This window comes from Pseudomonas sp. SM4 (assembly GCF_051913165.1).
In the GTDB taxonomy this organism is placed as follows: Bacteria; Pseudomonadota; Gammaproteobacteria; order Pseudomonadales; family Pseudomonadaceae; genus Aquipseudomonas.
Genome location: NZ_JBODOE010000021.1, coordinates 20,176 through 45,310 on the forward strand (window position 1 = coordinate 20,176; position 25,135 = coordinate 45,310).

At 54.2% G+C, this 25,135-nt stretch carries 30 protein-coding genes and 2 pseudogenes; 20 read left to right on the forward strand and 12 right to left on the reverse strand.

The window, feature by feature from the left end:
• The first annotated feature begins 306 nt into the window (after positions 1–306).
• The 5 genes and pseudogenes from ACQ4MY_RS27740 to ACQ4MY_RS27760 all read left to right on the forward strand — a co-directional run bounded on the left by ACQ4MY_RS27740 (position 307) and on the right by ACQ4MY_RS27760 (position 5,446).
• Positions 307–2,958 (forward strand): hypothetical protein, encoded by a 2,652-nt coding sequence (locus tag ACQ4MY_RS27740; RefSeq protein ID WP_440097115.1) that lies wholly within the window; start codon positions 307–309, stop codon positions 2,956–2,958.
• The gene (locus ACQ4MY_RS27745) at positions 2,958–3,368 is read left to right on the forward strand and encodes a hypothetical protein (protein ID WP_440097116.1); all 411 of its coding nucleotides are present in this window, start codon (positions 2,958–2,960) and stop codon (positions 3,366–3,368) included. Before ACQ4MY_RS27740 ends, ACQ4MY_RS27745 begins: the two co-directional genes overlap by 1 nt.
• A gap of 80 nt (positions 3,369–3,448) precedes the next feature.
• A pseudogene (locus tag ACQ4MY_RS27750) lies at positions 3,449–3,733 on the forward strand (transposase); the annotation flags it as partial.
• A gap of 119 nt (positions 3,734–3,852) precedes the next feature.
• Positions 3,853–4,170, forward strand: a complete 318-nt coding sequence (locus ACQ4MY_RS27755; RefSeq protein ID WP_008085698.1) for a helix-turn-helix domain-containing protein — start codon at positions 3,853–3,855, stop codon at positions 4,168–4,170.
• Positions 4,163–5,446: a type II toxin-antitoxin system HipA family toxin gene (locus tag ACQ4MY_RS27760; RefSeq protein WP_440097117.1), complete on the forward strand. Its 1,284-nt coding sequence runs from the start codon at positions 4,163–4,165 to the stop codon at positions 5,444–5,446. The genes ACQ4MY_RS27755 and ACQ4MY_RS27760 overlap by 8 nt, the downstream gene beginning before the upstream one ends.
• Positions 5,447–5,479: 33 nt before the next feature.
• Here the strand turns inward: ACQ4MY_RS27760 and ACQ4MY_RS27765 are convergent.
• Positions 5,480–5,563 (reverse strand): annotated as a pseudogene (locus tag ACQ4MY_RS27765) (WYL domain-containing protein); the annotation flags it as partial.
• Positions 5,564–5,584: 21 nt separating this feature from the next.
• Between ACQ4MY_RS27765 and ACQ4MY_RS27770 the strand changes: the two are divergent.
• Together ACQ4MY_RS27770 and ACQ4MY_RS27775 are read left to right on the forward strand one after the other, a co-directional pair.
• Positions 5,585–5,875, forward strand: coding sequence for a hypothetical protein (locus ACQ4MY_RS27770; RefSeq protein WP_440097174.1), 291 nt, complete (start codon positions 5,585–5,587; stop codon positions 5,873–5,875).
• Positions 5,876–6,252: 377 nt separating this feature from the next.
• Positions 6,253–6,567 carry a hypothetical protein gene (locus ACQ4MY_RS27775; RefSeq protein ID WP_440097118.1) on the forward strand — a complete coding sequence of 105 codons (315 nt, stop codon included), beginning with the start codon at positions 6,253–6,255 and terminating at the stop codon, positions 6,565–6,567.
• Positions 6,568–7,097: 530 nt separating this feature from the next.
• On the opposite strand, the gene ACQ4MY_RS27780 is transcribed toward ACQ4MY_RS27775, so the two are convergent.
• From ACQ4MY_RS27780 to ACQ4MY_RS27805, 6 genes are all read right to left on the reverse strand, one after another.
• On the reverse strand, positions 7,098–7,421 hold the full coding sequence (locus tag ACQ4MY_RS27780) for a hypothetical protein (protein ID WP_440097119.1): 324 nt from the start codon (positions 7,419–7,421) through the stop codon (positions 7,098–7,100).
• A 564-nt stretch (positions 7,422–7,985) separates the two neighbouring features.
• The gene (locus tag ACQ4MY_RS27785; RefSeq protein WP_440097120.1) at positions 7,986–8,468 is read right to left on the reverse strand and encodes a hypothetical protein; all 483 of its coding nucleotides are present in this window, start codon (positions 8,466–8,468) and stop codon (positions 7,986–7,988) included.
• 232 nt (positions 8,469–8,700) lie between these two features.
• On the reverse strand, positions 8,701–9,063 hold the full coding sequence (locus ACQ4MY_RS27790; RefSeq protein WP_440097121.1) for a DUF6124 family protein: 363 nt from the start codon (positions 9,061–9,063) through the stop codon (positions 8,701–8,703).
• A 354-nt stretch (positions 9,064–9,417) separates the two neighbouring features.
• Positions 9,418–9,540, reverse strand: coding sequence for a hypothetical protein (locus tag ACQ4MY_RS27795; RefSeq protein ID WP_440097122.1), 123 nt, complete (start codon positions 9,538–9,540; stop codon positions 9,418–9,420).
• A gap of 41 nt (positions 9,541–9,581) precedes the next feature.
• The gene (locus tag ACQ4MY_RS27800) at positions 9,582–10,064 is read right to left on the reverse strand and encodes an HIT family protein (RefSeq protein ID WP_440097123.1); all 483 of its coding nucleotides are present in this window, start codon (positions 10,062–10,064) and stop codon (positions 9,582–9,584) included.
• 219 nt (positions 10,065–10,283) lie between these two features.
• Positions 10,284–11,162, reverse strand: a complete 879-nt coding sequence (locus ACQ4MY_RS27805; RefSeq protein WP_440097125.1) for a LysR substrate-binding domain-containing protein — start codon at positions 11,160–11,162, stop codon at positions 10,284–10,286.
• A gap of 151 nt (positions 11,163–11,313) precedes the next feature.
• Between ACQ4MY_RS27805 and ACQ4MY_RS27810 the strand changes: the two genes are divergently transcribed.
• The 6 genes from ACQ4MY_RS27810 to ACQ4MY_RS27835 all read left to right on the forward strand — a co-directional run bounded on the left by ACQ4MY_RS27810 (position 11,314) and on the right by ACQ4MY_RS27835 (position 16,106).
• Entirely contained in the window at positions 11,314–11,739 is a 426-nt protein-coding gene (locus ACQ4MY_RS27810; RefSeq protein WP_008085681.1) for a VOC family protein, read from the forward strand.
• A gap of 113 nt (positions 11,740–11,852) precedes the next feature.
• Positions 11,853–13,109, forward strand: a complete 1,257-nt coding sequence (locus ACQ4MY_RS27815) for a cation:dicarboxylate symporter family transporter (protein ID WP_440097172.1) — start codon at positions 11,853–11,855, stop codon at positions 13,107–13,109.
• A gap of 113 nt (positions 13,110–13,222) precedes the next feature.
• Positions 13,223–14,326: an alkene reductase gene (locus ACQ4MY_RS27820; RefSeq protein WP_440097126.1), complete on the forward strand. Its 1,104-nt coding sequence runs from the start codon at positions 13,223–13,225 to the stop codon at positions 14,324–14,326.
• A 65-nt stretch (positions 14,327–14,391) separates the two neighbouring features.
• Positions 14,392–15,135 carry an SDR family oxidoreductase gene (locus ACQ4MY_RS27825; RefSeq protein WP_440097127.1) on the forward strand — a complete coding sequence of 248 codons (744 nt, stop codon included), beginning with the start codon at positions 14,392–14,394 and terminating at the stop codon, positions 15,133–15,135.
• Positions 15,136–15,215: 80 nt separating this feature from the next.
• The gene (locus ACQ4MY_RS27830) at positions 15,216–15,602 is read left to right on the forward strand and encodes a nuclear transport factor 2 family protein (protein ID WP_440097128.1); all 387 of its coding nucleotides are present in this window, start codon (positions 15,216–15,218) and stop codon (positions 15,600–15,602) included.
• Between the two features lie 18 nt (positions 15,603–15,620).
• Positions 15,621–16,106 (forward strand): SRPBCC family protein, encoded by a 486-nt coding sequence (locus tag ACQ4MY_RS27835; RefSeq protein ID WP_440097129.1) that lies wholly within the window; start codon positions 15,621–15,623, stop codon positions 16,104–16,106.
• 64 nt (positions 16,107–16,170) lie between these two features.
• Here the strand turns inward: ACQ4MY_RS27835 and ACQ4MY_RS27840 are convergent, their stop codons facing one another.
• Complete coding sequence (locus tag ACQ4MY_RS27840; protein WP_440097130.1) at positions 16,171–16,692, reverse strand: hypothetical protein; 522 nt, start codon at positions 16,690–16,692, stop codon at positions 16,171–16,173.
• 146 nt (positions 16,693–16,838) lie between these two features.
• Between ACQ4MY_RS27840 and ACQ4MY_RS27845 the strand changes: the two genes are divergently transcribed.
• Positions 16,839–17,546 carry a class I SAM-dependent methyltransferase gene (locus tag ACQ4MY_RS27845; RefSeq protein WP_440097131.1) on the forward strand — a complete coding sequence of 236 codons (708 nt, stop codon included), beginning with the start codon at positions 16,839–16,841 and terminating at the stop codon, positions 17,544–17,546.
• 89 nt (positions 17,547–17,635) lie between these two features.
• Positions 17,636–18,067 (forward strand): hypothetical protein, encoded by a 432-nt coding sequence (locus tag ACQ4MY_RS27850; RefSeq protein ID WP_008085666.1) that lies wholly within the window; start codon positions 17,636–17,638, stop codon positions 18,065–18,067.
• 73 nt (positions 18,068–18,140) lie between these two features.
• On the opposite strand, the gene ACQ4MY_RS27855 is transcribed toward ACQ4MY_RS27850, so the two are convergent.
• Positions 18,141–18,923, reverse strand: coding sequence for an AraC family transcriptional regulator (locus tag ACQ4MY_RS27855; RefSeq protein WP_440097132.1), 783 nt, complete (start codon positions 18,921–18,923; stop codon positions 18,141–18,143).
• Positions 18,924–19,030: 107 nt separating this feature from the next.
• Between ACQ4MY_RS27855 and ACQ4MY_RS27860 the strand changes: the two genes are divergently transcribed.
• Together ACQ4MY_RS27860 and ACQ4MY_RS27865 are read left to right on the forward strand one after the other, a co-directional pair.
• Positions 19,031–19,918: an EamA family transporter gene (locus ACQ4MY_RS27860; RefSeq protein ID WP_440097133.1), complete on the forward strand. Its 888-nt coding sequence runs from the start codon at positions 19,031–19,033 to the stop codon at positions 19,916–19,918.
• A gap of 71 nt (positions 19,919–19,989) precedes the next feature.
• Positions 19,990–20,544 (forward strand): adenylate kinase, encoded by a 555-nt coding sequence (locus ACQ4MY_RS27865; protein ID WP_008085660.1) that lies wholly within the window; start codon positions 19,990–19,992, stop codon positions 20,542–20,544.
• Between the two features lie 69 nt (positions 20,545–20,613).
• Here the strand turns inward: ACQ4MY_RS27865 and ACQ4MY_RS27870 are convergent, their stop codons facing one another.
• On the reverse strand, positions 20,614–21,951 hold the full coding sequence (locus tag ACQ4MY_RS27870) for a hypothetical protein (RefSeq protein WP_440097134.1): 1,338 nt from the start codon (positions 21,949–21,951) through the stop codon (positions 20,614–20,616).
• Positions 21,952–22,411: 460 nt separating this feature from the next.
• Here ACQ4MY_RS27870 and ACQ4MY_RS27875 point away from each other — a divergent pair, with 460 nt between their 5' ends.
• Positions 22,412–23,071 carry a hypothetical protein gene (locus ACQ4MY_RS27875; protein ID WP_440097135.1) on the forward strand — a complete coding sequence of 220 codons (660 nt, stop codon included), beginning with the start codon at positions 22,412–22,414 and terminating at the stop codon, positions 23,069–23,071.
• 83 nt (positions 23,072–23,154) lie between these two features.
• Entirely contained in the window at positions 23,155–23,466 is a 312-nt protein-coding gene (locus tag ACQ4MY_RS27880; protein ID WP_158832731.1) for a hypothetical protein, read from the forward strand.
• Positions 23,467–23,527: 61 nt separating this feature from the next.
• Here ACQ4MY_RS27880 and ACQ4MY_RS27885 read toward each other — a convergent pair whose 3' ends face one another.
• Both ACQ4MY_RS27885 and ACQ4MY_RS27890 read right to left on the reverse strand, forming a co-directional pair.
• Positions 23,528–24,085 (reverse strand): GNAT family N-acetyltransferase, encoded by a 558-nt coding sequence (locus tag ACQ4MY_RS27885; RefSeq protein WP_440097136.1) that lies wholly within the window; start codon positions 24,083–24,085, stop codon positions 23,528–23,530.
• A gap of 126 nt (positions 24,086–24,211) precedes the next feature.
• Entirely contained in the window at positions 24,212–24,601 is a 390-nt protein-coding gene (locus ACQ4MY_RS27890) for a low affinity iron permease family protein (RefSeq protein ID WP_008085640.1), read from the reverse strand.
• Positions 24,602–24,683: 82 nt separating this feature from the next.
• On the opposite strand from ACQ4MY_RS27890, the gene ACQ4MY_RS27895 reads away from it, so the two are divergent.
• Positions 24,684–25,118, forward strand: a complete 435-nt coding sequence (locus tag ACQ4MY_RS27895) for a DNA methylase (protein WP_440097137.1) — start codon at positions 24,684–24,686, stop codon at positions 25,116–25,118.
• Positions 25,119–25,135 lie beyond the last annotated feature (17 nt).

Here is a 25,135-nt window from a genome sequence, read left to right on the forward strand (position 1 = left end):
TCAACTAAATTGTCAGCATTCTCCTCGTAATATCTGGTATTAGCTGACTTAGCTCGTATCCGCAAAGGCGTTTTTACATAATCTGCACCAATAGCGGTCGTTCAATAAGCCTCAGGAAAAACCTAATGCCCTGATCCTTCAGTACGTGGACTCATCATACTGGCAGATCGCCTGCTACCGATGGGTGCGATTACTTGATTGGAGCTTCCATGGACTCTACTATCTGCGCGCTTCTCGCAAGCAAGGGCCAACGCGACTGGATAATTCAGCAGGCAGGCAAAAGGACACGGATAGCAGGTTTGGGTCATGGAAAAGCAAAAAAAAGTTGAGCATTGGGCATACCCTTTCAAACTGAAGAGTGGGAGTTCACAAGCCTCCGAGGCTCAGGATCCCCGGCAATATCACGAAGCATTAGCGAAGGCCCTTGGTGGTTTCTATCCAGTGGGTACTAATGGCTCTTGGCATGGGGGCGTTCATTTCGATAACGAGACGGGTAAGTTTCTAGATCAGTCCTCCGTACGCTGTATTGCCGATGGGCAGGTCATTGCGTACCGGGTAGATGAGCATGCCCCCACTACAGAATGCTTTGGTGAGCATATGCGTGTAGTGCATGCCCCTTATTCCACAGGGCTTGTATTGGTCAGGCATCGACTTGAAATACCTGGCAACGATAGCGGTCAAGCCAAAGATAAGCCTCCGGTAGGTGAGCTGACGTTTTACAGTCTTTACATGCATTTGCTTGATTGGGCTGGCTACCTCAAAAACGATGCCTTAGAGACTCCCGCATTCTTCGGTCCAAAGTCCTATGGCCTCAAGGCACAGAAAGCGGTCGATGATTTCCTCGGATTGAGCACCAGAGCGGGAGCTCCGGGAACACCGGCGCATCGGGTAAAGAATGGCTTGCTACCCAAAGGTACCAAAATCCAAACAGCTGAATCCGCTCCGACATCCAACAAGTGGAAGAGGTTGAGCACCATTCTCGATGGCCGTTCCTTTCCTCAAACGATCGGTGATGCATGGGTGAATACCGGAGAGCTGGAGTCTGTTGGTCCGGATACTTATGTAGTTTCCGTACAAGCCGATGACTCCAATGCCGAACTGTTGCCCGGTAAAGGTTTGAACGTATACAAAACTGCGAAGGGCAAGCAAAAACACTCAGTCACGGCTGTTCTTCCCCAAGGTGTGAAGCTGACGTTGGATGAAGGCAGCGGTGAATATCGAAAAATCAGTACGTTGAGCGAGGGCACGAATACGCCGCCGTTGACTGCTGAAATTGCGAAAAATATCCATGGATATGTGGCTTTTAGCGCGTTACAGGCCCAACCCAGCAAGCCTGTAACCGATACCTTTTACTTATTGCCTAAGCCATATGACATCAAGGCAGGAGAAGTCGTCGGGCATCTGGGGCCTTATCAAAATGCCAAAGATAGTGACGTCAGATCGCTGTTGCATCTGGAGATCTTTAGCTGCGATGACGTGCCAGCCTTCATAGGTAAAAGTCGAAGCCATGCGAAGGGCATGGAAGAAAAGCAGAAGCCGTTGCTGAAGATCCATAAAGGTGCGAGTCGTCTGATTGAGCACAAGGACGACATCAGTGCCAAAAAACCACCTGACATTTGCAAGAAAGGTTCTATCGTCGGTGTTGACCTTATCGTTCCTCAACGAGTCTTGGAAGATCTGCCAGCTTCTCATCAGTTAACTGACACCAAGACCTTTGCCTCAGGCTCGGCAGCGCAAGCCACTCAATGGTGGCGGCTGGATAACTTGCTGGAGGACGAAAAGGGTAACCCCATAAATGGTTGGCTAGCAGAGCAAGATCTGATCACCACCCGTCACAGCCCGTGGGATTGGGAGGGCTTCGACTTTATTGAAGAGAATGGTAAGCCTGTCGATCACCTAGCCCATCTTCTTGATGCACGCCGTCTGCTCAATGATGAAGAGCGTGAAAATTATCGCGTCAAAATTAGCCAGGCGGATACAGGCCCGCTCAAGCAAAGACTCTACGACATCATAGATACCGACAAAGACAAGAAATTCAGCCTCAAGGAGATTCACTCTGCGTTGGGTAAACTCTGGCACGCACAATCGATATCGCAACTGATAACGCGCTATGAAAGTGAATGGTTTTGGGATGCTGAAAAGTGGAATGAACTCGATCTGCTACTGAATCACACGCCCTTGGAGCCTAATTTGGACTGGGCTAATGAGAAAAAAAGGATTGAAAAATTATCGTGGTGGAAAGAGTCCGGCTTACCAAGCGATGGGAAAGCTTGGCACTTTCACCTGATGGGATTGCTTGGCAATTTCACATACCCAGCCGATGAGAACGATTTGAAGTGGCTGAATGTGCCTTATGGTCAGTTGACGTTTGACGTGGAAGGGAACGACTTTGAGGACGCTAGCCATCCTTCACATCGATACTTCAGTCGAATAGTTCACTGGCCAGGGGGCGTTTCTGGAGTGACAATCGGTCGTGGATACGATCTGGGTCAACAACCTGATCCAAAGACCGATCTTGCCAATGCCGGCGTAAGGGAACCGTTGCTGTCGTGGCTGGTTGGGGCTAAAGGAAAGCAGGGGCAAGCTGCAAAGGCCTATCTGAACAATGCCAGCAAAGAAATCAGGCTTCATACTATTACTCGAAAACAGCAATATAAACTTTTTATTAGTGTCTACGAGGTTATGAAGCAAAGCGTTCTGAGTATATCCCGAGGAGGAGTCAATCAGAAGGATTACGGTATTTTGTCTTGGGATTCGGTTAGTAAAAAAATACAAGATATCATCATCGATTTACGATATCGCGGCGACTATCACAAGCCGTCCCGAAAGTTTATTCAGAAGCCATTTGTTGAAAATGATCTGGAGAAGATCAAGCAAGAGATTTCCAGAAAAAGTAATTGGGAAAGCGTGCCGTCGGAGAGATTCTCCGAAAGGGTTCGTTACTTGGAGGGTCAGTGATGAAGTCTGTTTTCTTAGTGATTTTTATATCGTTCCTTCCGTCTTGTTTGAGTGGCGCAATTGCTGCTGAGTTTGACTATGAGCAAGTGTATCGAGCAGATACCGGCAAGGTAGATAAATATATAGTCAGGTATTTGACATCTTTTGCTACTCCGTGTGTCACGGTGCAAACGTTTATTCCTGGTGGTGACGGAAAAATATTTAAAGAAAAAGAGTTTTGCTCTATAGATGGAAAAAATTTAATTGATGGGTATTCTGAGGTTGAATTAAAAAAAGGGGAGTTTAAGGAAGGTAGGCTTGTATTGACCTTCGAAGTTACTCCTCTTGCGCCTGTAGAGGGATACGTTGAAGCGTGCGATGTAACGTTCGAGAATGGCTCGCCTCAAGGTTTGTTTTGCAAAAAGGCTTGACCCTTGGCGGCCAAGAGTGTGTAAAAACGGCTTCGCAAACCTTGCTATGATTTCTGAGGATTTCATCGCAAGGATCGCCCATAAAGCGCTTTATCCAAGGTGAGCATCGAGGCCAAAGCAACGTCCATCCAGAGAGCCTCGACGATTACGTCACGGATACCAATCCGGTGCGCGTACTCGACGTTTTTGTCGACGAACTTGACCTGATAAAACTGGGTTTTGAAGGCGCCATGCCGGCAGATACTGGCAGGCCGGCTTACCATCGCGCTGTCCTCCTGAAGATCTACATCTACGGTTATCTGAACCGCATTCAGTCGAGCCGGCGACTGGAACGAGAAGCCCAACATAACTCCATTATCTTGTGGTTTTGGCTGGATTAATTCGCCATAAGCCCTATTATATTGGTATTAGGCTGATTGATTGGATTGCGCATAAAACCTATGATTCGGTTACTGACTGCCATTTATTGGGTTGGATGCACACTATGTTGGATTTAAGCTTTAGTAAGCCGAGCGAGGTCGTGAAGCGCCTCTGCGATCGCTTGCGCACAGAGCGCCTGGCGCTGGACATGACTCAAGCCGACTTAGCCGGGCGTGCCGGCATTGCAGCCAACACCGTGTCCAACCTGGAAGCCGGGCGCAATGTCGGGTTTGAGAACGTTGTCCGGATCGCCATCGCCCTTGGTCGAACCAAAGAGCTTGAAAGCCTGTTCTTGCCGAAGCTGGAGAGCATCGAGGACATCAAGCGCTATGAGACCAGTGCCAAGCGTATGCGTGTGAAGAGGAGTCCTGGTCTTGCTTGAACAAGTGAATGTCTTTTACGAGGGCTGGGGAGAGCGATGGCGTTGGGGCACGCTGGTGTCTACAACTCTGACCGGTCGCCCAAAGATCGTGTTCGAGTACAGCAACGAAGCCAAGCAAAGTGGATTGGAGTTATCGTCCTACAGGCTGCCGTTGAAAGGCCCCCAGTTGCGTCAACATTTTCCCGACTATCAATTGGACTTGCCAGGGCCTGTTTATGACTCGTTGCCGGACGGGTGGGGCATGCTGCTGATGGACCGTATGTTCCGCAGACGTGATCTCTCAACGGCACGCATCGGCGCACTGCAGCGGCTGGCCTACATTGGTAGCAATGCGATGGGCGCCATGACGTTTGAACCCGTGGCGCCAGAAGGTCAGAAGTCAGAAGTCCACATTCCGTTGGAGCAGCTTGCCGCCGAAGTGAAGAGCGTGCTCCACGGAGAAGGTGGCGAGTTCCTGCAGACACTGATGTTAGTGGGTGGTTCACCTCAAGGTGCAAGGCCAAAGGCGCTGGTTTATCGCAACCCCGAAACCGACGCTTTTACTACGGCTGTTACACCGGGCTTTGAAGCCTGGCTGGTTAAGTTCCCAGCCAAGGAAGAGCATGCCGAGGTGTGTGCTATTGAAATGGTCTACGCCCAATGCCTGCGTCTGTGCGGTATCGAGACTCCTGAAACGGCGTACTTTAGTCTGCCAAATGGGTTAGCGGCGTTTGCAAGCAAGCGCTTTGATCGTCAGGACGGCATGCGCGTGCCCATGCAGAGTCTCGCGGCCTTCACTGGCGCCAATTACAGGTCTCCAGGCGTTTTGGACTACGTCAATTTCATGCGCGCGACGCAGATTTGTACCAACGACGTGCGAGAGATGGCGCTGGCCTTCGAGCGTGCCGTCTTCAATGTTGCGTTCAACAACAGAGACGACCATCCGAAAAACTTCTCTTACATCATGTCGAAAGAAGGTCAGTGGAGACTGGCGCCGGCATACGATGTGACCTTTTGCGAAGGGCCTGGCGGATATCACCAGATGGACGTGATGGGGCATGCAGAGGAAGTTTTCCGCGCGGACATGCTTCGGCTTGCAGAGGAAGCCGAGGTGCCCCAGGAACTTGCCGGCAAGATGATTGACGGCATTTGTGATGTGGCCAGCCAGTTTGCAGCTATCGCCGATGAGATGTACCCGAAGGTTATTACGCGCGATACCCTGCGTATGATTAAAGGCTGCATCGACAAGAACGTTGCCCGGTTACGAGAAGGTGACAACGGCCACGGTCGCAGATGACGACCGCCGGCGAGAGTATGGCGGCGTAGTTCTCCTCACATGCCAGCGCATCCCCGTATAGATAAGCGTGTGAGGCGCGATCAGGCGTGTTTCGCCATTTGGTGTTCTAAAAGACAGTGGGCCGCACGGAAATAAGACATGGATTTGGTTCAGATCGCACCTGCGGCATACCACATTACGGACGACTACTGGCATCTTCTCAGGGCAGAGGATGGCGCTGTTTATATTCTCGTCGAATGTGAAGCGTCTTTCGTGAGTTACGAATGCCTGATCAAGCTGAACGCCGAGGAGTTGCGTGACTACCACGGCCTGGGCTGGCTATCCATTCAGCACCTGGCTAATCGAATCAATTACTTCGTCGGTGATTACAACGACAGAAAAATCACAGGGCCATTGCTTGACGCAGCCATTCAGGCATCGAAGCTTTAGTCATCTCAAGGCGCTGGGTTAATGTCAGTTCGCACCTATTTAAACGACCACCATGTTGGAAACGGTCATCAATGAGTGAATGCTTCCGACCAAAAGTAGCCACTCAACAGCGTGTCAGCGAGTCCATAGCCCGCCACTCATTGACTGCTAACGCTCGGTAATTTGGCCGACTTCATATCACTTTTTTCTCTGCTTGGTTCCGCATTTGCCATGTTAGGATCTAAGAAAAGTAACGTCTTAGCGTATAGCAAGGAATGTTATGAAACGACGATGTCCTTAACAAGGATTATAGGAGTCAGTGGAAGTACGATGAACATTACGAAAAAAACAACCTTGCCCTTTATTGGAATCAGTGCGACTGTCGTTGGGGGGGGCAGATGTTTTTGTACGAACCCTTGATTGCAATTGCGCAAGCACAATTTGACGGTGTTCCTCTTCGGCTGATCATGGAGATAATTTTAACCATTGCAGCTCATTCAACTATAATTTCAATAGTTCCGCTATTGCTGGCCGCATTTAACAAGGTCGCCATAAGCTACACAATCCTTATCTTATTTATATCTATATATATACAAATCGCAGTAGGCATAAATTCCATCGGCCCGACGGTAAGTGCTATAGCTTTTTCAATTTTAATTTTTTATGCATCAACAAAGGCAAGTGAACTTATTCGGCATTTTCGTGCGAAGTGACTTCCTATAATAAGTCGTCCAAGTGATTCGTTTCGCTCTCCGGGACTCTCTGCTGCTCCGCACCCTAAGCTTCAGCGAGTGGCTGCTTTGGGTTGTGGATTCAATCGATCGCGACAGGCAAAAAAAGGCCAGAAGCGGTCCTTTGAAAGCGTCTACGGAAGAAGGACCGATTCAGTACTGTGAAAGAACGACGGGAATTCCATCAGAGTGGTTGCCTCTAATGCCAACAAGCTGCTCCACTCGACGGGCATGATTGAGCCTCTAAGATGGGCTAGAGTGCCCCCTTTAACCAAACAGTAGAGCCACATCACATGCATTTCGTCCGCCACGGAGAGTACCTTGCCGCTTCACGTATTACTGGGCCTCGGCATAATCTCCTACAACTGCGCCTTGGAGTTGGTGAGCAGCATGAGCCGATCTGTGAGTGTCTCCCGCCGCAGGGGGCATGTAATCACGAACCATTAGTTGAGGCTGATATCGTTGCAAGCGTACTCGAAGGAACATCGGAGGCGAATCGACGCTTTGGCACCTCACATGTCGTTACCCACATCCGGTACGTCCGAAATGACACCAAGCCTGAAGTAGTCTACGGCCTCTTGGCTCTCAAAATCCTTGAGCAGTTGCATGTCGGCGGCACATTCGTTGAGGGCAGCAAGGTGTTCGAACGCTAATCCAGCCTCATTGTGATCGACATAATCCAGAACGATTTCACCACCACTCTCCAAACCTGCCTGAGCTAACGGATGGCCGTCCGGTACTGGGCCGGTTTGTTCGTATGCAATGGACATCAGCGCGGTGATTTCCTTGAGCACTACTATGAAGTCGGTCCTCAAGTCGTTGTTAGGGGGGAGCATTGAAAACATCTCCTTCGATTACGGTGGACTAGGGAGCCCATGTTCGTGGTCAATTGTTGCTCAGGAACGGCTCCAGGCATGAACGCTTCGGATCAGGCTCTACTCATTTCCTCATAAGAAGCATCGATGACCGAGCTGTGGTCACCCCAAACAGCCGCGGCAACGTCCTGGATGATTTCCGCTAGCGTCTCAACGTCAACACTCTCGGCCTCAATACAGGCCAAACGTCCCGCCGACCAATCGATAACCGTACATTCCGGGTACTTCCCTAGCAGTACAGACAACGCTTTCTGAGGCGGCTCTTGTTGGTTGTACATGAAATCAAAGCACAAAGTCCTGGCGTCTCGAATCGGGTACACCAGCATCCATGCATTCGACTCAGACCACCTCAAATCGCACTGTTGCAATGCTTCCTGTTTAAACATCAACGTCGTGTCGCGGCACTATGCCGTGGGCTTTTCGGGCCACGAATATCTCCTTGCCGGTGACAAAAACTCGGTACCGAGGAGCAATGGCGAGAAGCCAATGCTGAATCGGACTTGTGCAGTGTCTGATTGGCTAGCGTCACCGATGAATGAAATGCTGCTGCAGGAAGTCGTGATCTTCTTCGACCAGTCGAGGGTACCTGCTTGCGTCAAGCCTTTCGCGAAGTCTCCTGGAGTAACTTGCCTGCTCAAAAGCTACTTGGCTGCTGGCGCTGTCAAAGAAAGACCGGAGATGAGCGAGAGCCTGATCAAATACAGGACCTTCAATACGCAGAAACAGACCTGTCAAATCTTGCTGATCCGTGAGCTCTCGATACAAGTCGATGGCGAAAATACTGCCTCCGTTATTTTCAGCATGATACACATGCACGTCGCCGTAGCCGCTGTAAGGGTGGGCAAAATACAACTCGTGGAGTTCGAGAATGTCGACGGGAATTTCAAGGATTGTAAATACCGCCTGCAGGTCGGCGCTGGGAGTTTTCTGGTCACCTTCCCAGGTTACTAAATCTGACATCGATACGCAGATGTCGAACTCTTTGGCATAGATGATTTTTTTGGACATTCTCATTCCATCGCTGAGTTTTAGAATTTGTAAGGGTTGAACTTCATGCGGCATCGACTACGGGTTATGCCTGAAATATACCGGACGAAGTGTCAGCTCATCACAGAAAGAACCAGCGGCCGCTATTCTATCTCCGCGAGAAGCCGGAAATGTCCGAAAGCAGCCATGCACAAGCACTCAAAATCTGATGCGTTCAGTGGCGACGGCCAAATCGTCACTGAACGGTATGGACCTAGTCTGTAATCTCAACCCTGTCCAAAGCTCGATTCACCGCCAACTCCCCAAGCATCACCACCTGCGCAATGCCCAGCAACGTCTTGCGAATCGGCCCATCCACCAACCCCGCGACATCCCCCAGCATGATGGAGGCCGAGGCCAGCGATTCGCAGGCGTTGACCAGCAATGACTCGGTATCCGTTTCCGGATTAACCAGAAACATCGTGCTCGCCTGATACGGCGCAGCCATGATCGCGGCAGCGGGATTGAGATAGTGATCGAGTGCGCGTTCAGCCGCGTCGTGCATTTTTCTGCAATCGAGTGATTCGTACGGTGAAGCCGGATCAATGTCCGGAGGGTTCGGCGTTATCTTGAACATGTTCTTCTTTTTCCTGTTATGTGGCCGCCGCGCCGAGCTACTAAACAGGGGGTGGCAGCGGTGCGCAGGTTAGTAGACCGGGGAAAAGAAGAAAGCCGGCGCGCCCGGGGGCGCCCTACGCACAGCCGCCATCAAGTGCAGGTACGTGAATACCTTTTTGACAGACGCTTGTGCACTTTCATTTACCACGGGCTACTAAACCCGATCACTGAGAATCAGTGACGCGAATCAAGTTACCGATGGCATGCCAGGCGCACAAGCCGGCGGATTCTGGCGTAGTCGTAGGCAACGGCGCAAGGCGTTGTAGCCTTTCGGACGTAACGTCAGGTGTCCTTAAACACATCCCCAAAAACGTTAAACAATGACGGCCATCAGCGATGCAACCGCGCCGACGCTGACATGCAACTCAAGCGCAGCCGCCGGACTGCCCAAGCGTGCGGCGCTCTCGAACACTTTGAAATTAGCGGGAGATGCCATTTCATCTCCGCAACGACAGCACATCGAACTGCAGTTTTTGATCACCGGAACGCATTACGCAGTTGGGTGATCACTTCTTCGACCGATAGCCCCGGCGTCTCTGGAGGTGTCGGGTTTTCCCCAAACTCTCTCCAGATAAACAGCGTCAGCTCGGCACCGTCAGTCGCCGCGAGGGCGTTTTCAGCGTAGGCAAAATTTGCCAGTTGCCGATAGCGCTCATCCTTCCAGAACAAGTCTTCGACCCAGTGATAAACCGGAATGAAATGGAAGTGAATGGGCCAGCCCGGTTGATGACCAAAGCGGCCAATGTACACATGCCTGGGGCTCAATTGCCGCTCCATGATCTGCTGGGTCTTGGCCAGCAGGCCACCCATTTCCGTCAGTGCGTCAGGCGATAAATCAGCCAATGATGAGGTGTTGAGCCTGGAACCCAGCATCAGATAGCCGGGGAGGGCGCTCGCCAGGTGGTGGTTGATAATCCAATGGTCGGTTTCATGAACAATGAACTGTGGGGCAATTTCCATCGCCGTTTGTCCTGATGGAGTGGATGCGGCAGAGTAGCAAAGCTTGTTTGGCAACGCTGCGAATGACAGCGTGTGGCGTCAGCCATTGACGCTGCACAGCCATAAATCTGGCCGGAGTTGACCGTCGTCACGGCGTGATGAGGGACATGCGCCAATTTACGTAAGCGGATTCAAGGTTCGCCAATCCTGATTTGATCATTGGCAACGATCGCTGTGTTGCTAGAGGAAGCCGCCCTTGACCTGCTCACTGATCAGGTCAGCCATCTTCCGCACCGGTTCAGTCATGCTGCGGCGAGAGCGATGGACCAGGCCGATATCCCGGTGAAAAGTGTGCGCCCCGAGGTCGAGTGCCCGCACGCCTGCCGGCCATTGCGGTTCGGGCGTTGTTTGTGGCACCAGCGCAACGCCGACGCCGTTTTCCACCAGTTTGACGATCGCCTCCAGCTCATCCAGTTCGCACACCTCATGCAAGGTGAAATGCATTTGCCGCAGAAAGCGGTCGACCTGTCTGCCGCCGAAGGATGATCGGTCATAGCGAATGAAGGGTTGGCTGGAGAGCAGTTCAGACCAGTCTTCTCCCGGCACGTCGCGCGGCACGATCAGGCGGTAGGGCTCCAGCGTCAGAGTCGTCCAGCGCAGATCGCTCTGCAGCGAGAAAGGCGGGCGAATGATGACGGCCATGTCGATCTCGCCAGCGTCGACGAGGTTCACCATCTCCATCGACAGCCCCGGGACCACACGCGTGCGGCACTGCGGACAATGTTGGTGAAACTTCGCCAGCGCATCCGGCAAATAGGAACGTTGCACCGACGCAATGGCGCCGATGTTTACCAGCACACTGGGCGGTTGTCCCATCGTCGTCGAGCCCAGATTTTCGTAAAGCCTGAGCAACTCCTGCGCTTGCAGCAGGATCTGGTGGCCCATTTTGTTGAGGTGCGCCGAGCGGCCTTTCCTGTCGAATATCTCGAAGCCGAGTTCCGCTTCCAGCCGCTGGATTTGTGCGCTGACGGCGGCCTGTGTGAGGCCGATCTTGTTGCCGGCCGCAGCGAATGTGCCTTCGCGCGCCACAGCGATGAGTGTCTTGAGTTCTTTGATCATTCACAAATATTAATTGTGTTTCTAAGAAATATATATTGATTTTTCTGTTTTGTTTTCCGTCCTAGGATGTTTCCCATCCCCGGCAACGGCTGAACCGAGAGCGCCAATGACGGTGGGAATTCGCCAACCAACAAAAATATCTGGAGTTCTGATGAGCCTTTCACCTTTCCACCTGGCAATCCCTGTTTACGACCTGGCTTCAGCGCGGACCTTTTACGGTGAGGTATTTGGTCTTGAAGAAGGGCGCTCCAGCACGCAGTGGGTCGACTTCGATTTTTATGGTCACCAACTGGTCATTCACGAACACCCGAAAACCGCCTCGCAAGAGAGCGTTCACAGCAACCCGGTCGATGGTCACGATGTGCCGGTACCGCACTTCGGCATCATCCTGGGTTGGGCGCAATGGGAAGCGTTGGCCGAGCGTCTGAAGTCGTTTGGGACCGAGTTTGTGATCGAACCGTACGTTCGTTTCAAAGGTCAGGTGGGCGAGCAAGCCACCATGTTTCTGTTCGACCCGTGCGGCAACGCCCTCGAGTTCAAGGCCTTCAAGGATATGAGCCAACTGTTCGCCAAGTAACAACAGGCATGGCACAACCGCGTTGTGCCATTTGATCTCTAGTGAGCTGGAAGCTCATGACTCTAGCAACTGCGATTACCCGCAGACCTTTCATTCCAACAAGAAGGCTAGACATGAAACGTATTCCCTTGGTGTGGCAAATCGTTGCCGGGCTGTTGCTTGGCGTGCTCGTCGGTTGGTACTTCAATACGCATCCGCAGTATCAAACATGGGTCAGCGCCGAGATCTTAAAACCGCTCGGTGACATCTTTATCAAGATGATGAAGATGGTGGTTGTACCGATTGTGTTCTGTTGCATGATCCTGGGGATTGCAGGCGGTGGCGACAGCAAGTCGTTTGGCCGGATGGGGGCGAAGTCGCTCGGCTATTTCTTTGCAATTACCGCGCTGGCGATCGTCATTGGCTTGTGTTTCGCCAACCTCTTCGAGCCCGGCACCGGGACCGATATTTCAGGCGTCTCGCACAGTTCGGCGGCCATTAACCTGGAGCCTTCGAAAGGCGCCTTGGTGATTTTGCAGAACATCGTTCCAGACAACGTGATCGTGGCGATGTCGGAGGCGAAGTTGCTGTCGGTATTGTTCTTCGCCGTGCTGTTGGGCCTGGCATTGAACGCATTGCCGAAAGACAAAAGTGCGCCTTTCATCGCCGTGGTTCAGAGCCTCTCCGATGCAATGTTCAAAGTTGTCTCAATCGTCATGGCCTACGCGCCAATCGGGGTGTTTGGCATGATCGGCGCGACGGTAGCGACGTTTGGTTTCGCCTCATTGTTGCCGCTGCTCAAGTTGATTGGCGTGGTGTATCTGGCACTGATGTTTTTCGCTTTGGTGGTGCTGGGTGGCATTTGTTACTTGATTGGCGAAAACATCTTCAAGTTGATCCGCTACTTCCGCAACGAGTTGATTCTGGCGTTTTCCAGTGCAGCCTCAGCGGCGGTCATGCCGCAATTGATGACCAAGCTGGAGAGCTACGGTGTACCGCGTCGGATCGTCAGTTTCGTGGTGCCGGTGGGCTATGCATTCAATCTCGATGGCGCGTCGATTTTTCTCGGCGTGGCGACAATCTTTGTCGCGCAGCTTTATGGCATCGACCTGTCGTTGTCTCAGCAGATTCTGCTGGTGGTGACGATGGTGCTGACCTCCAAAGGGGCGGCAGGGGTGCCGGGTTTTGCCATCATCATTCTGTCGGCCACATTGGCTTCAGCCGGGCTGCCGTTGGAAGGTGTGGCGCTGATTGCCGGCATCTTCAGGATCATCGACAGCGGCACCACCACGTTGAATGTATTGGGTAATGCCATTGCACCGCTGGTGATCGCCAAGTGGGAGAAGGTCGAACTGCAACCGCTACCCGCTCACCCAGCGGCAAGGGTCTAACCGGGACAACGCAGCTTTGCGGTTGCACCGATCACACGTGCACGTCTGCTGACACAGGGACGTTTTTTTTGGGTTTGTTTACTAGACGACCGGTCTATTGATTGTGAGGATTTATGACGGATTACGCTTCAGACACCGACCTTTTTTCACCCGTAAGCATGGGCGCACTGCAACTGGCCAACCGGATTGTCATGGCTCCGGTGACCCGTAGCCGAATGGCCGAAGACGGCGTACCGAATGAAATGCACGCGACGTACTACGCCCAACGCGCCAGTGCCGGCCTGATCATTGCCGAGGCGACGAATATTTCCGCGCAGGGCCGAGGCTATGCGATGACGCCGGGGATCTGGTCGGAAGAGCAGGTCGCCGGCTGGAAAAAAGTCACCGACGCCGTACACGCAGCGGGCGGCAAAATCGTCAGCCAATTGTGGCACGTGGGGCGTTTTTCCAGCGTCGAGTTACAGCCCGGCGGCGCTGCGCCGGTGGCGCCTTCGGCGATCAAGGCCGAAGGCAGCACGTACACCGAGAAAGGGTTTGTCGAGGTGTCGATGCCGCGCGCACTGGAGACCTGGGAAATTCCAGGGATCATCGAGCAGTACAGGCTGGCCGCCGAAAATGCCAAGCGCGCCGGTTTCGATGGCGTGGAAGTGCACTCCGCCAACAGCTATCTGCTCGACCAGTTCCTGCGCGATTCCACCAACCAGCGCACGGACCGATACGGCGGCTCCATTGAAAACCGCGCTCGACTGACCTTGGAAGTCACCGAAGCCGTGGTCTCGATCTGGGGCAGCGAGCGCGTCGGGATTCGTCTTTCACCGGTCACGCCGGATGCCGGGAATACGCCGCCCGACAGCAATGTCATGGCGACTTACGGCTACCTGATCCAGCAACTCAACCCCCTCGATCTGGCCTACCTGCATTTCGTCGAAGGCGCCACGGCCACCTCGCGCACCGTGCCTGAAGGTGTGGATCTGGATGCATTGAGTGCGCAGTTCACAGGGGCATTCATCGGCAATAACAACTACGACCTGGCGATGGCACTGGAGCGTCGGGCGCAGGGCCGGATTGATGCGGTGGCGTTTGGTCGTCTGTTCATTTCCAACCCCGACCTCGTGACGCGTCTGCGTCGTGGGCTCGAACTGACCATCGCGCCACGCGAGAGTTACTACGGCGGTGGCGCCAAGGGTTACATCGACTGGCCAACCTCCAACGCCTGAAAAACCACGACCTGCGCCCGGTGCGACGCAGGGTCGCCAACGCATTATCGCCAAGAGGTGTGAGCATGAATTATCTGCAAAACAAGGTCGCCATCGTCACGGGCGCATCGTCTGGTATCGGCGCGGCAACCACCCGCGCGCTGGCCGCAGAGGGTGTCCGTGTGGTGGCTGCGGCACTGGATAAAGAGGGCCTGGAAGCCTTCGTCGGCCAATTGCGCGAAGCCGGCCATGAAGTGGTCGCGTTCACCACTGACGTCACTCAAGCGGAGCAGACTCAGGCACTGGCCAGATTCGCCCGGGAAACCTACGGCACCGTCGACATTCTGGTGAACAACGCCGGGCTGATGCTGTTTTCCAACTGGGTCGATCTGGCCGTACAGGATTGGGAAAAGATGATCGACGTGAACATCAAAGGCTATCTCAACGCCATCGCGGCGGTGCTGCCTGTGATGCTCGAGCAGAAGTCCGGGCAGATCCTCAACATGGACTCGGTGGCGGGCCATCAGGTCGGCCCGGCCGCAGGCGTTTACAGCGCTACCAAATTCTTCGTCCAGGCCATGACCGAGTCCATGCGCAAGGAACTCGGTGTGCTGCATGGCATCCGCGTCAACACGGTCAGCCCCGGCGTGATCAATACCGGCTGGGCGGACAAGGTCAGTGATCCCGAGGGACGCAAGGCGGCCCAGGCGCTTAACCGGATCGCCATCGCACCGGACGATATCGCTCGGGCGGTGATCTACGCACTCAATCAGCCGGAAAACGTCACGGTCAATGACTTGATCATCTCGCCGACGCGTCAGGATTGGTGACGCTTATAGCGGCTGTTGTACCCCATCTGCTTTACCCGCAAGCGACTCTGATCGCTCGACTTCATCAAGAGGAAACAACCATGTCAAAAAACATCAAGGCAGTACCGACCGCTGAGTACAACGCTGTCATCGCCACCGCCAATCAGTACGTCGAAGGACTGCGGATCGGCAGCGCTGCCGGCGTTGCACAAGCCTTCCATAAAGAGGCAGTGATGTACGGCTTCACCAATGGCGAACTGCTGGGTGGGCCGATCACCAACCTGTTCGACTTTGTCGAGAAGAACGGCGGCGCCCCTCAAATCACCACGCGCCTGGACGTCCTGGCAATCACGCCGACCACTGCCGTGGTGCGCGTCGACATGGAAAACGATGCGATTGGCGCCGACTACAACGACTACCTGACGCTGATCAAAATGGACGGCGTCTGGAAGGTGATTGCCAAGGTGTATCACCAGTTCAACGCGTAAGCATCCACCGATCCCGGCGTGCCTGATGCCGGGATCGGCGAACGATTTATTGAAAGGGCTTATACGATGACGATGGTTGAGTATTCCGCTGTTCTGGAGGGCGACGCAGAACAGGTCTGGAGCGTGTTGAAGAAATTTGGCGAGATCGATAAATGGCATCCTTCGATCGTGAGCAGCGAAATCGAAGGTGGCATGCCGGATGGCCGGACCGGTTGTATTCGCAGACTCGTCCTCGCCGATGGCGCTGGGGTCAGGGAGCGGTTGTTGTCGGTTGATGATCGTGGGTTGACGCTGTCTTATCGTTTCGAAGAAGCACCTTTGCCGCTGGATAATTACGTGGCGACGGTTCGGTTGGTGGCGTTGACGGACTGCAGCCAGACGCTCGTTACCTGGTCAGCAAGTTTCGACCTGCAACAGCCGAATACGGCCGAGCAGTATCAGGCGTTGATCCGCAGCCTGATCGTCGAGGGACACAAGGGGCTTCAGGCATTGCTGATTGAGTAATGTACGACGCTGGCCAGTGGCGAGCGGCATTTCATTCGCCACTGGTTTGTCATTACGACGTTATTTAAAACGCGTCCAATACCCGGGTGTCGACACCCACCACCTCCGGGGGCATTTCGTTGATCAACACAACGGCGTCATCCCCACGGTTCAGATAGATCAAGTAGTCGCCGGTCTCGAACGTGATTTTGAAAGCGACCAGCCGGCCGTGCTGATCCGGCCACTTGTCGATAACGCCTTGAACCTGTGTGATGAGCTTGCCTGCCACCGCGAGGCGGGGTAATTCGGCCAGCAAATCTTCCCGCTGCCACGAACACTCGCCATCCTCCTCAATGCGAAAAGAGGCCGGCGTTTGCAGCTCCGCTTGATCGGCGCCGACACTTTCACCATCGCTGAGCAGGTACATCGCAAGGGTTTGATCTTCGCCAAAGCGCCATAGCAGTGAACCAACATCTTGCGAGAACGGTTCACCGTTGAAGTAGTACTGGTCGTGCAGCAGCGCGCGTAGTGTCTGGCCGACCAGTAAGCGTGCATGGCCTAAATCCGAGGCCATCCTCTCGCGAGAGGCGATATAGCGGTTCAACACTGAACGATACCTCTTGAGGCAGGACGAGCAAGCTGCGGAGTTTAGCCGGGCAGGGCATTCCTCAGGGGAATGCAGCGCATAAAATTAATGAATTTTTCTTGTCTCTGCCCATGGCGTAAGTTGCTCGCACAACAAGGAGCAACGCCATGCAATCGACCTCTGCAAAAAAATTCGACACCGCCCGCGCCAGCGAATACGCCCAGCAAAGTCGTATCGCCCTGGCCGGTTATGACGCCTGTCACGATCTCGCCGCGTGCATGTTGACCGCCAGTCTCGGCCAGTCTCGATCGGCCAAGGTGCTGGTGGTTGGCGCGGGTGGTACGGCGCAGGAGATCATTGCGATGGGCGCGCTGGAGCCGGGTTGGACGTTCACCGCTGTCGATCCTTCTGCGCCGATGCTGGAGGCCGCGACGCAGCAGCTACAGGCAAACGATCTGTTGCACAGAACGCAGGTGCATCTGGGGCAGGTCGAGGATTTGTCGGCGGACGCGTCCTTTGATGCAGCGACCTTGATCGGCGTGCTCCATCATCTGCCGGGCGATGCGGCCAAGCAGCAAATCCTGCGCGCGGTTCAGGCTCGGCTCAAGCCGGGCGCGCCATTGATCGTGGCGGGCAATCATTACGCCTACGCCAGCCAACCGTTGTTGCTTCAGGCCTGGGGCCAGCGCTGGCGGCAGCAGGGTGCGAGTGCGCAAGAGGTGCAGGCCAAGCTGGGGAAGATTCTGCAGGGCGCCGATCCTCCGCACTCCGAGGCAGCGGTTCAGCAGTTGCTGCATGACGCCGGGTTTGGTCAGGCGACGCGATTTTTCAGCAGTCTTTTCTGGGGTGCCTGGCTGACGTGTAAAAACGTCTGAGCGGAGGTCTCACAGCGTTCTACGGCTGATCTATAGTCACTCAGTCGGCCAGCGGATTCGGCCATTGCGACTCGCCAGGAGTGCGCGACGTGATCACTCGACTGCAAGTTCTCAAACTGATCCAGATCAGCCTCGCGTTGCCAGCCTACACCGTGCCCGCCAGCGCGACGATCGGCTTTATCCTCTGGTACGGACTCGGCTTGCTGACGGGACTGCTGACTTCGCAAACGCTGGCGGGTGCGGAGTGGGGCTTACTGCTGCTGGTTGCGTCGCTGTATTCACAATGGGCGTGCTGGAGCATTTTTGCTGACGGGCTGGAGGACATTCCTGCGGTGCCTCATCTGCCATGGGTGGTATTCGGATTGGTGTTGACGTTGCTATTGGGCATCGCAGCCTGGGTGATTTTTCGCACGGGGCTGTTCGGGTTTTTGTGCGGTTCGCAGGGGATCGTGGCCTGCGTTCTGTTGGTGATCAATCTGCTGCGCAGGAGAGCGGCGGACAGCGGGCATTTGCGCGTTTGAAGATCAAAAGATCGCAGCCTTCGGCAGCTTCTACATTATGTAGGAGCTGCCGAAGGCTGCGATCTTTTGATCCTTAAACACGCTGTTCGAGAACATACCGACTCGGCACTTCCCCCAGTAATTGCTTGAACACCGTAGCAAACGCGCTCGAACTGCTATACCCCAACGCCATCGCAACCTGAGTGACCGACTGACCTTTGCCCAGCATCACCACCGCTGCAAGCAGACAAGCCTGTTGCCGCCATTCGATAAAACTGATCCCGGTGTGCAGTCGAAAATGCCGGGTAAAGGTGCGTCGGCTCATCCCCGCACGTTCAGCCATCTCATCGATGCCCACTTCCAGCGAAGGCTGATTCAAAAACTCGCGACACACCAACGCCAGACGCGGCTCCGCCGGCAGCGGCGCATTGAGCGACAGCGCGGGCATCGCGGCGATTTCGTGCAGCAGCAAACTCATCAAATGACCGTCGCGCCCTTGAGTGGAATACCGCGCGGGAACGTCGATGGCTTTCATCAGCAGATGCTGCAGCAACGGTGAAACTTCCAAGACCTGACATTGCTCCGACAGCCCAAGTTTTTTCGCCGCTTGCTTACGGATATAGGTGTTGTGCAGGGTGACCGGCCCACGCATCTGCATGGAGTGGGGGAGTTGCGCGGGCACCCAAATACCGCGCTGAGGTGGAACGACCCAGTTGCCGTCATCGGTGAATACGGTGATGACACCGCTGGCAGCATAGGCGAACTGCCCACGCTGATGATCGTGCAGCGGGAACAACGTGCCGTCCGCATATTCAACGGCGGTCACGACCGCATCGCGTGGTGTGTTCTGGTAAGGATGGTCGGTGATTGTTCGCATGGCCCGATTCTAATGAAAGATGGCCTGTGACTGAAAGCGGGCCATCTCGATTACTTGCATATTTACCCGATACGAGCACTTTCGCTCGGCGTCGGGAACGATTGATCATGCAAAAGAAACACCTCCTACTGGCTATTCTGGTCACTGCGGTGTGGGGACTGAATTTCCCCGTGACCAAGCTGGGCCTGGCCGACATCGATCCTTTGTTGCTGACCGCGTTGCGTTTCGCGCTGGCTGCGTTGCCCTGGGTGTTTTTCGTGGAGCGCCCACGGGTTGCGTTTCGATGGCTGGCTGCTTACGGGATGATCTTCGGCGTTGCAATGTGGGCGTTGATCAATCAGGGCATCGCGTGGGGAGTGCCGCCTGGCACCGCATCGCTGTTGATCCAGTGCAGCGCATTTTTCACCTTGGGCTGGGGCGTGATTTTTTTCGGCGAGCGCCTCGGGCGGCCGCAACTGCTCGGCGCGCTGTTGGCTGCCGCCGGGTTGCTGGGCATCGTATTGTGCAGCCCGGGTGATGCGTCGAGGGCAGGGCTGGCGTTGGTGATTGGCAGCGCAATGGCCTGGAGCGTGGGCAACGTCATCATCAAAATGTCGAAAGTGCGCGAGATCTTCGCGTTCGTGGTGTGGGCCAGTCTGTTTCCGCCCATCCCGCTGATGTTGCTGACGTGGTCACTGCACGGCTCGGCGCCCTTCATTGCGCTGCCTGTGCAACTCAATGCGATGACCCTGTTTTCACTCGCGTTCCAGGTGTATGCCGCCACGCACTTCAGTTACTGGGGCTGGAACCTGCTCTTGCGCGAATACCCGATCTCCCGCGTGGCGCCGCTGTCGCTGCTGATACCGGTGTTTGGCATCTTCAGTTCGATGGTTATCCTTGGCCAACATCCGAGCCCTGCGAATTGGGGATTGATCCTGTTGGTGCTGGTGGCGATCGTATTGGGTTCAGGATATTTGCAAGGCGTGTTGGCCCGTCGTCGAGCGCGAATCGCCTGATCATCATCGGCGGATCGATTTGTCAGGGGGAATATCGGATATCCTGCCGACCTCGAAACGGATGTGTATTCATGGAGGAAACGGTGCGAATTTTTATCACAGGTGCTTCGTGTGCGGGGGTGACCACATTGGGTCAAAACCTCGCCCGTCTGCTCGACGTACGACACGTCGACGTCGACGATTTCTTCTGGATGCCCACCAATCCTCCGTTCACCACCAAACGGCCTGTCGGTGAGCGCGTGTCGATGATCCAGGAACAGCTTGGTGACAACGATTGGCTGCTGACCGGTTCTTGTATGGGCTGGGGAGAAGCGCTGATCACTGCTGTCGATCTGATTGTGTTCGTAGTGACACCCACGCCCGTACGCCTTGAACGCCTGGCTGCCCGTGAAAAGGCGCGCTTCGGTGATCGGATAGCGCCCGGCGGTGACATGCATGAGATCCATGTGGCATTCCGCGAATGGGCTTCGCAGTACGACGATCCAGACTTTTCAGGGCGCAACCGAGCGTGGCATGAGGCGTGGATTGCGCAGCAACGGGCTGCGCTCTTGCGGATTGACGGGGCGGGCGCTGCTGAAAAGATCGCTGCGGATGTCATTCATGCGTTAGCGCAGATAACACGATAACTGCAGCCGTGACGGATTTAGGGCGAGGCGGTCTTACGCCTACTGGCAAAAAATGTCAGTAGGCTCGGGCTAGCCACGTTTGAAACGCTTGAATACGCGAATTGCAACCAACCCAGCCCATTGGCCGCAATCAATCAGCAGACGCTTCATAAAACGGACGCACTGGCCGAGTCGGTAGCGTACAGCCCGTAGAATGATACGTCTGTCAGCTACAGGGCGCGCATCAATCAGGCATAGCTTGGTGGTGGATAGGGAGACTTTTGCGCCGATCGCTAAAGCAACAGCGAGGAAATACAGCCAACGATGATTCTTGGCTTTTTCATGTTGGCTTACCAGCGCCGACAACTGCTTCAAGTAGGGTTTGGCAGCTGCGAGCCGGGGGATGATGCACTCGCTGGCCAAGGCCACTGTGTGGCTGCCGATACCCTCGTCCACAATACCCGGCGGACCATCAGGTCTGGCCGAGCAATAGTGGTAAGGCACGTACTCACACGTGCTCGACAGCGGCGATGACCGTGAGATATCACTGGAAAAGTACTTCACAGGACACAATCGTTGATTGTATTCGGCGATCTCTTTGCGAATGGCGTTCACATCATCATCGCTCACGGTCCTACGATTCGCGGCGTAAAAACCTCTGGAGTCATCTGGCGCGAATTCAATGAAGTAGCCGGCTTCGCCTTCCTTGATGTGTGTGAAGGTCCACTGCGAATCGCGGCTCCACTGGCACGACCTCAGGTCATCCAGGCCATTGGCCTTACAGTAATCGTCGTAGCGCCTGATTTGGCTCAACAAGTAACCGCTGGCGTCCTGGACGTTCACGGTTGCCCCCTTCAGCAATGCGGTGTCTTCGTTGGCGCCGTTGTCCGCCACGAAAAATACTGCTGCAACCAAAGCCAGAGGAAACCAGAAGTGATCGTAGATCTGGCGGAAGCGTTCAGTGAGGTTGAGGTTGTCGTACAGGAGAACCATGACGCCCCATCCAGTGATAGCGCACAACATCAAGAGGGGAATTAGCCCGACCTCGCTGCCCAGCTTACCCACACCATTGATTGCGTAACGAGTGGGCAGGTAATTGATGATTGGAAATAGGCCCAGGCAGTTCAATACACCCGGCAGGATCAGGAGTGCGAAGAAGCAGAACAGGCCACGTTTCTTGCCCACCGTATAGGCCGCTGCCGACAGTAAGGGAATCAGCAGCAGTGCCAGCATCACCAGAAAGCCCAGCGTGATCACCATGGCTTGATCGGGCGACCAGTAGCTTGCGATGACCTTTCCCGCTTCATCACGCTCGGTGAAGCTCGATGACACGACGCCCAAGCCTTCCAGGTTCTGGTGCAAATTGTAGGCGGCGCCATGGAGGAATTTTGAATAAGGGTGGAAGAAGCTCGCGACGGAAAATGACATTAATCTGAATCCTTGATTTCCTGGGTCATTCCTTGGTTAAAAACGCACTGAATGTGAAACACCGATCCTGCTGAAATGTGTCGATCAGCGACACCCGCCACGTTATCGACGGACCACCAAGTGCACAAGCCGGCGGATTCTGGCGGAGTTGTAGGCAAAGTCGCAAGGTGTTGTGGCTTAGATGGCATGAGACGACGTGATGTTTAAACACCAGTCCAGAAACGGTTAAACACCGGGTGAGTGCTTCAGCGAAGTTGCTCATCGAGAGCCAATACTGGAAGCCTTGCCGCAACATTTGCAGGCCGTGGCTAACCTGTAGAACGGTTTGAACGGAAGCTGTTGGTGTTATCCTTCCGCCACTGCGCGTGACAAGGATCCGACTCGTCGGCGCGGAGTTTTTTTGTCCTGCAGTTCGGTAAAGTTTCAGGACGGGATTTTCAAGGAAGAGCAAGGATGATTCATGAGCGAAAAGGCAAGCGCCCCCAACCCTGAGATACCCAAACGCACCCCGGATAATTTGGACCGCGACGACTCTGCCGGCAGGCGCATCAAAGTCGTCATGACGCGCTCCATGAGATCGTTGGGTCGTGCGCTGTGGGGGACTTTTACCTACCTGGTTGGAGTTTTGATTAACCTCCTCCTGGGTGTCGCTGCGATTGTGATCGTTCTCTTGGTTGTTCTCTACGCGACGGCTGATTCGACGAGCTCCGATAGGGTGCCTCGGCTAAATGCGCTGGTCGCCACCGCCAACGATCATAAGGTTGGTTATTTTCAGGATCAGGACTGGTGTGAAGCGTTACTTGTCGATACGGGTAACTATGCCAACTCGCCTGCCTCTACCTGCGGTGATGGCGACAATGCCAAACCCTTCGATGGTCACGGGAACGAGATCTTTGCCAAGGTCAGAGCGGCTGCAAAAAAGGCTGGAATAACCCCAATCAGAATAAGTGTCCTATCTGAGAAAGGTACTGTTTCGTTCGCGCAAATCGATCTTTCGTGCTTCTACTGTTATGCCTCGTATATCTATTCGCCGCAGGCTGCATATCAGCCCGATAAGGCGGAAAAAGCCAGTGTCACGGATATGAGTGGGGGTTGGTACTATGTAGATACAGGTATCTGATCGTTGCACGGCAAAGAGGGTGATGAGCTATAAAGGCTGTTGAGTCGCCGCGTTAGTTATTCGGGAAAAAGAGAGTAAAAAGTATGAAGGTTGCAACTGGAGTGCGAAGTCTTTTGTTATGGGTTTTTATCCTTCTATTTATCGTTGTCACCGACACCTTGATATACCTTTCGACGTTGCTGGATTTTAAGGATGCCCCGCAACTTATATTTGTCTTCAGTTTTTATCTCCTTGCCTATCTGGCGGCTTTGATTCTGATGGTGGCAGCATGGCAGTTTTTACATAAACTTCTTGCGGTTAAACCGTTGCCCGCTCAGAAAATAAAGCTTACTTATGATTTGACCTTTGAAGAGCATGAAAAAATCAAAGCGTTTTTGAGCGAAATCAGAAACTGAAAGCACGGCCTCGGTGAGGGGCTGCTTTGCTCTTTTTCCGCTACTCAGATCGGGTAGATATTCACTCAGACGACCAATTCCCATGTTCTGCCGCCGCCCACTGCGCCTGCGTAACGCCATAACACCTGCACAAAGCAGCCGCCCCGGACAGGTTCAACTCAGCGTCATACAAATGCACCGCGCCTATCTTCAACGCCGCTTTTTGCGAGCGAATGTTCGTGGGCGCGATGTGCAGGTAAACGGTGTCGTAGGCGCTGAAGGCATGTTCCAGCATCAGCTGCTTCAGTTCGCGATTGGCTTCACCACCCCATTTTTCCCGCACCAGAAAGGTGTAGCCGATGGCGATGCTGCCGGGCAGATCCGGCGGCGTGTAGTAGCTCGACATCCCCACAATTTGCCCAGTGTCGATATCGAAGATTGTCAGTGCCTGGCGCGTGGCCAATCGAGCGGCGAAATAGCTTTCGAACACCGGTCGTTGATAGCGATCCCGGGCAGGATGGCCGATCCATATCTCTGGATCGCTGGCCGCCGAAAACATGCCCTCAAGATCACTCGCGTTCAGTGGCCTGAGTCTTAACGTGGGGCCGGACAAAACGGGTTGGCAATCAAAGTCGCGCACGATCTGGAGCTTCCTTTGCAAATGAGCCGAGAGACTGAACCCAGTCTAGGGCCGCAGAGGCTTATGGAAAGATCCAATGCGTATGTAATCGACAGAGCCAAACCGCAGAAGTGTCGGGCTCCGCTGTCATTCGCCAGTCGGGGCCGTTTCCGGTTGCAGATTGACCTGATCATTCTCACCCAACGAGCTGTATCGGTCGCGAAGCTTGCGAAGGTCTCGGGAGCCCATTTTATCCAGGCACAACGTCGCATTTTGCGCATCAGTGGTGGCACGTATCAGCTCGTCGATCTTCAGGTGCAGGATGTCATTGTCGCGGTTTTGCGTGTTCTGGATCAGGAACACCATCAGGAAGGTAATGATGGTCGTCGAGGTGTTGATGATGAGTTGCCAGGTATCGTTGTAATGAAAGTAGGGACCGGTAAAACCCCAGACTGCAATCAAGGCAATTGCCAGGAGAAAAGTTTTCGAGCTGCCGGCCCAGTTGGAAAGCGCCTGGCAGAAACGTGCAAAATTCATGGTGGCTGACTCTTGATGTGGGGATTGGATAGACCACACTGAGTCTTTGAAATTCTTTTTTACATTTCTCGTGGACGGCTCAATGGCCAAAATCATCAGCGCCCAGGACTTGCAGATCGACCTCGACGGTGCGAACGAAGCAGGCCTGTTCAAATGGCTGGTCGCCAGTTTTCTGATGGGCAAAAGAATCCAGGGTGAGATTGCTGCGAGGGCGTATCAGGTGATCGTCGAAGACCATCAGCGAGACACCCCGCAAAAACTCGCGCGTTGCACGCATCGACAACTGGTCGCCATGCTCGGTCAGGCTCACTACGTGCGTTACGACGAGTCAACGGCATCGCGCTTAGTGGCGCTGGCCAACAAACTGAACGATGAATACGCCGCCAAGGTAACGAATATCGTGGCGGCCAGCGCCGATCGTCAGGCGTTCGAAAAACGCTTGTCCGAGTTCGACGGGATTGGCCCCAAGACTGTCGAGATTTTCATGAGAGAGGCCGCAGGCGTGCTGTTTAGATAGCCGGTAGTTCGATTCCC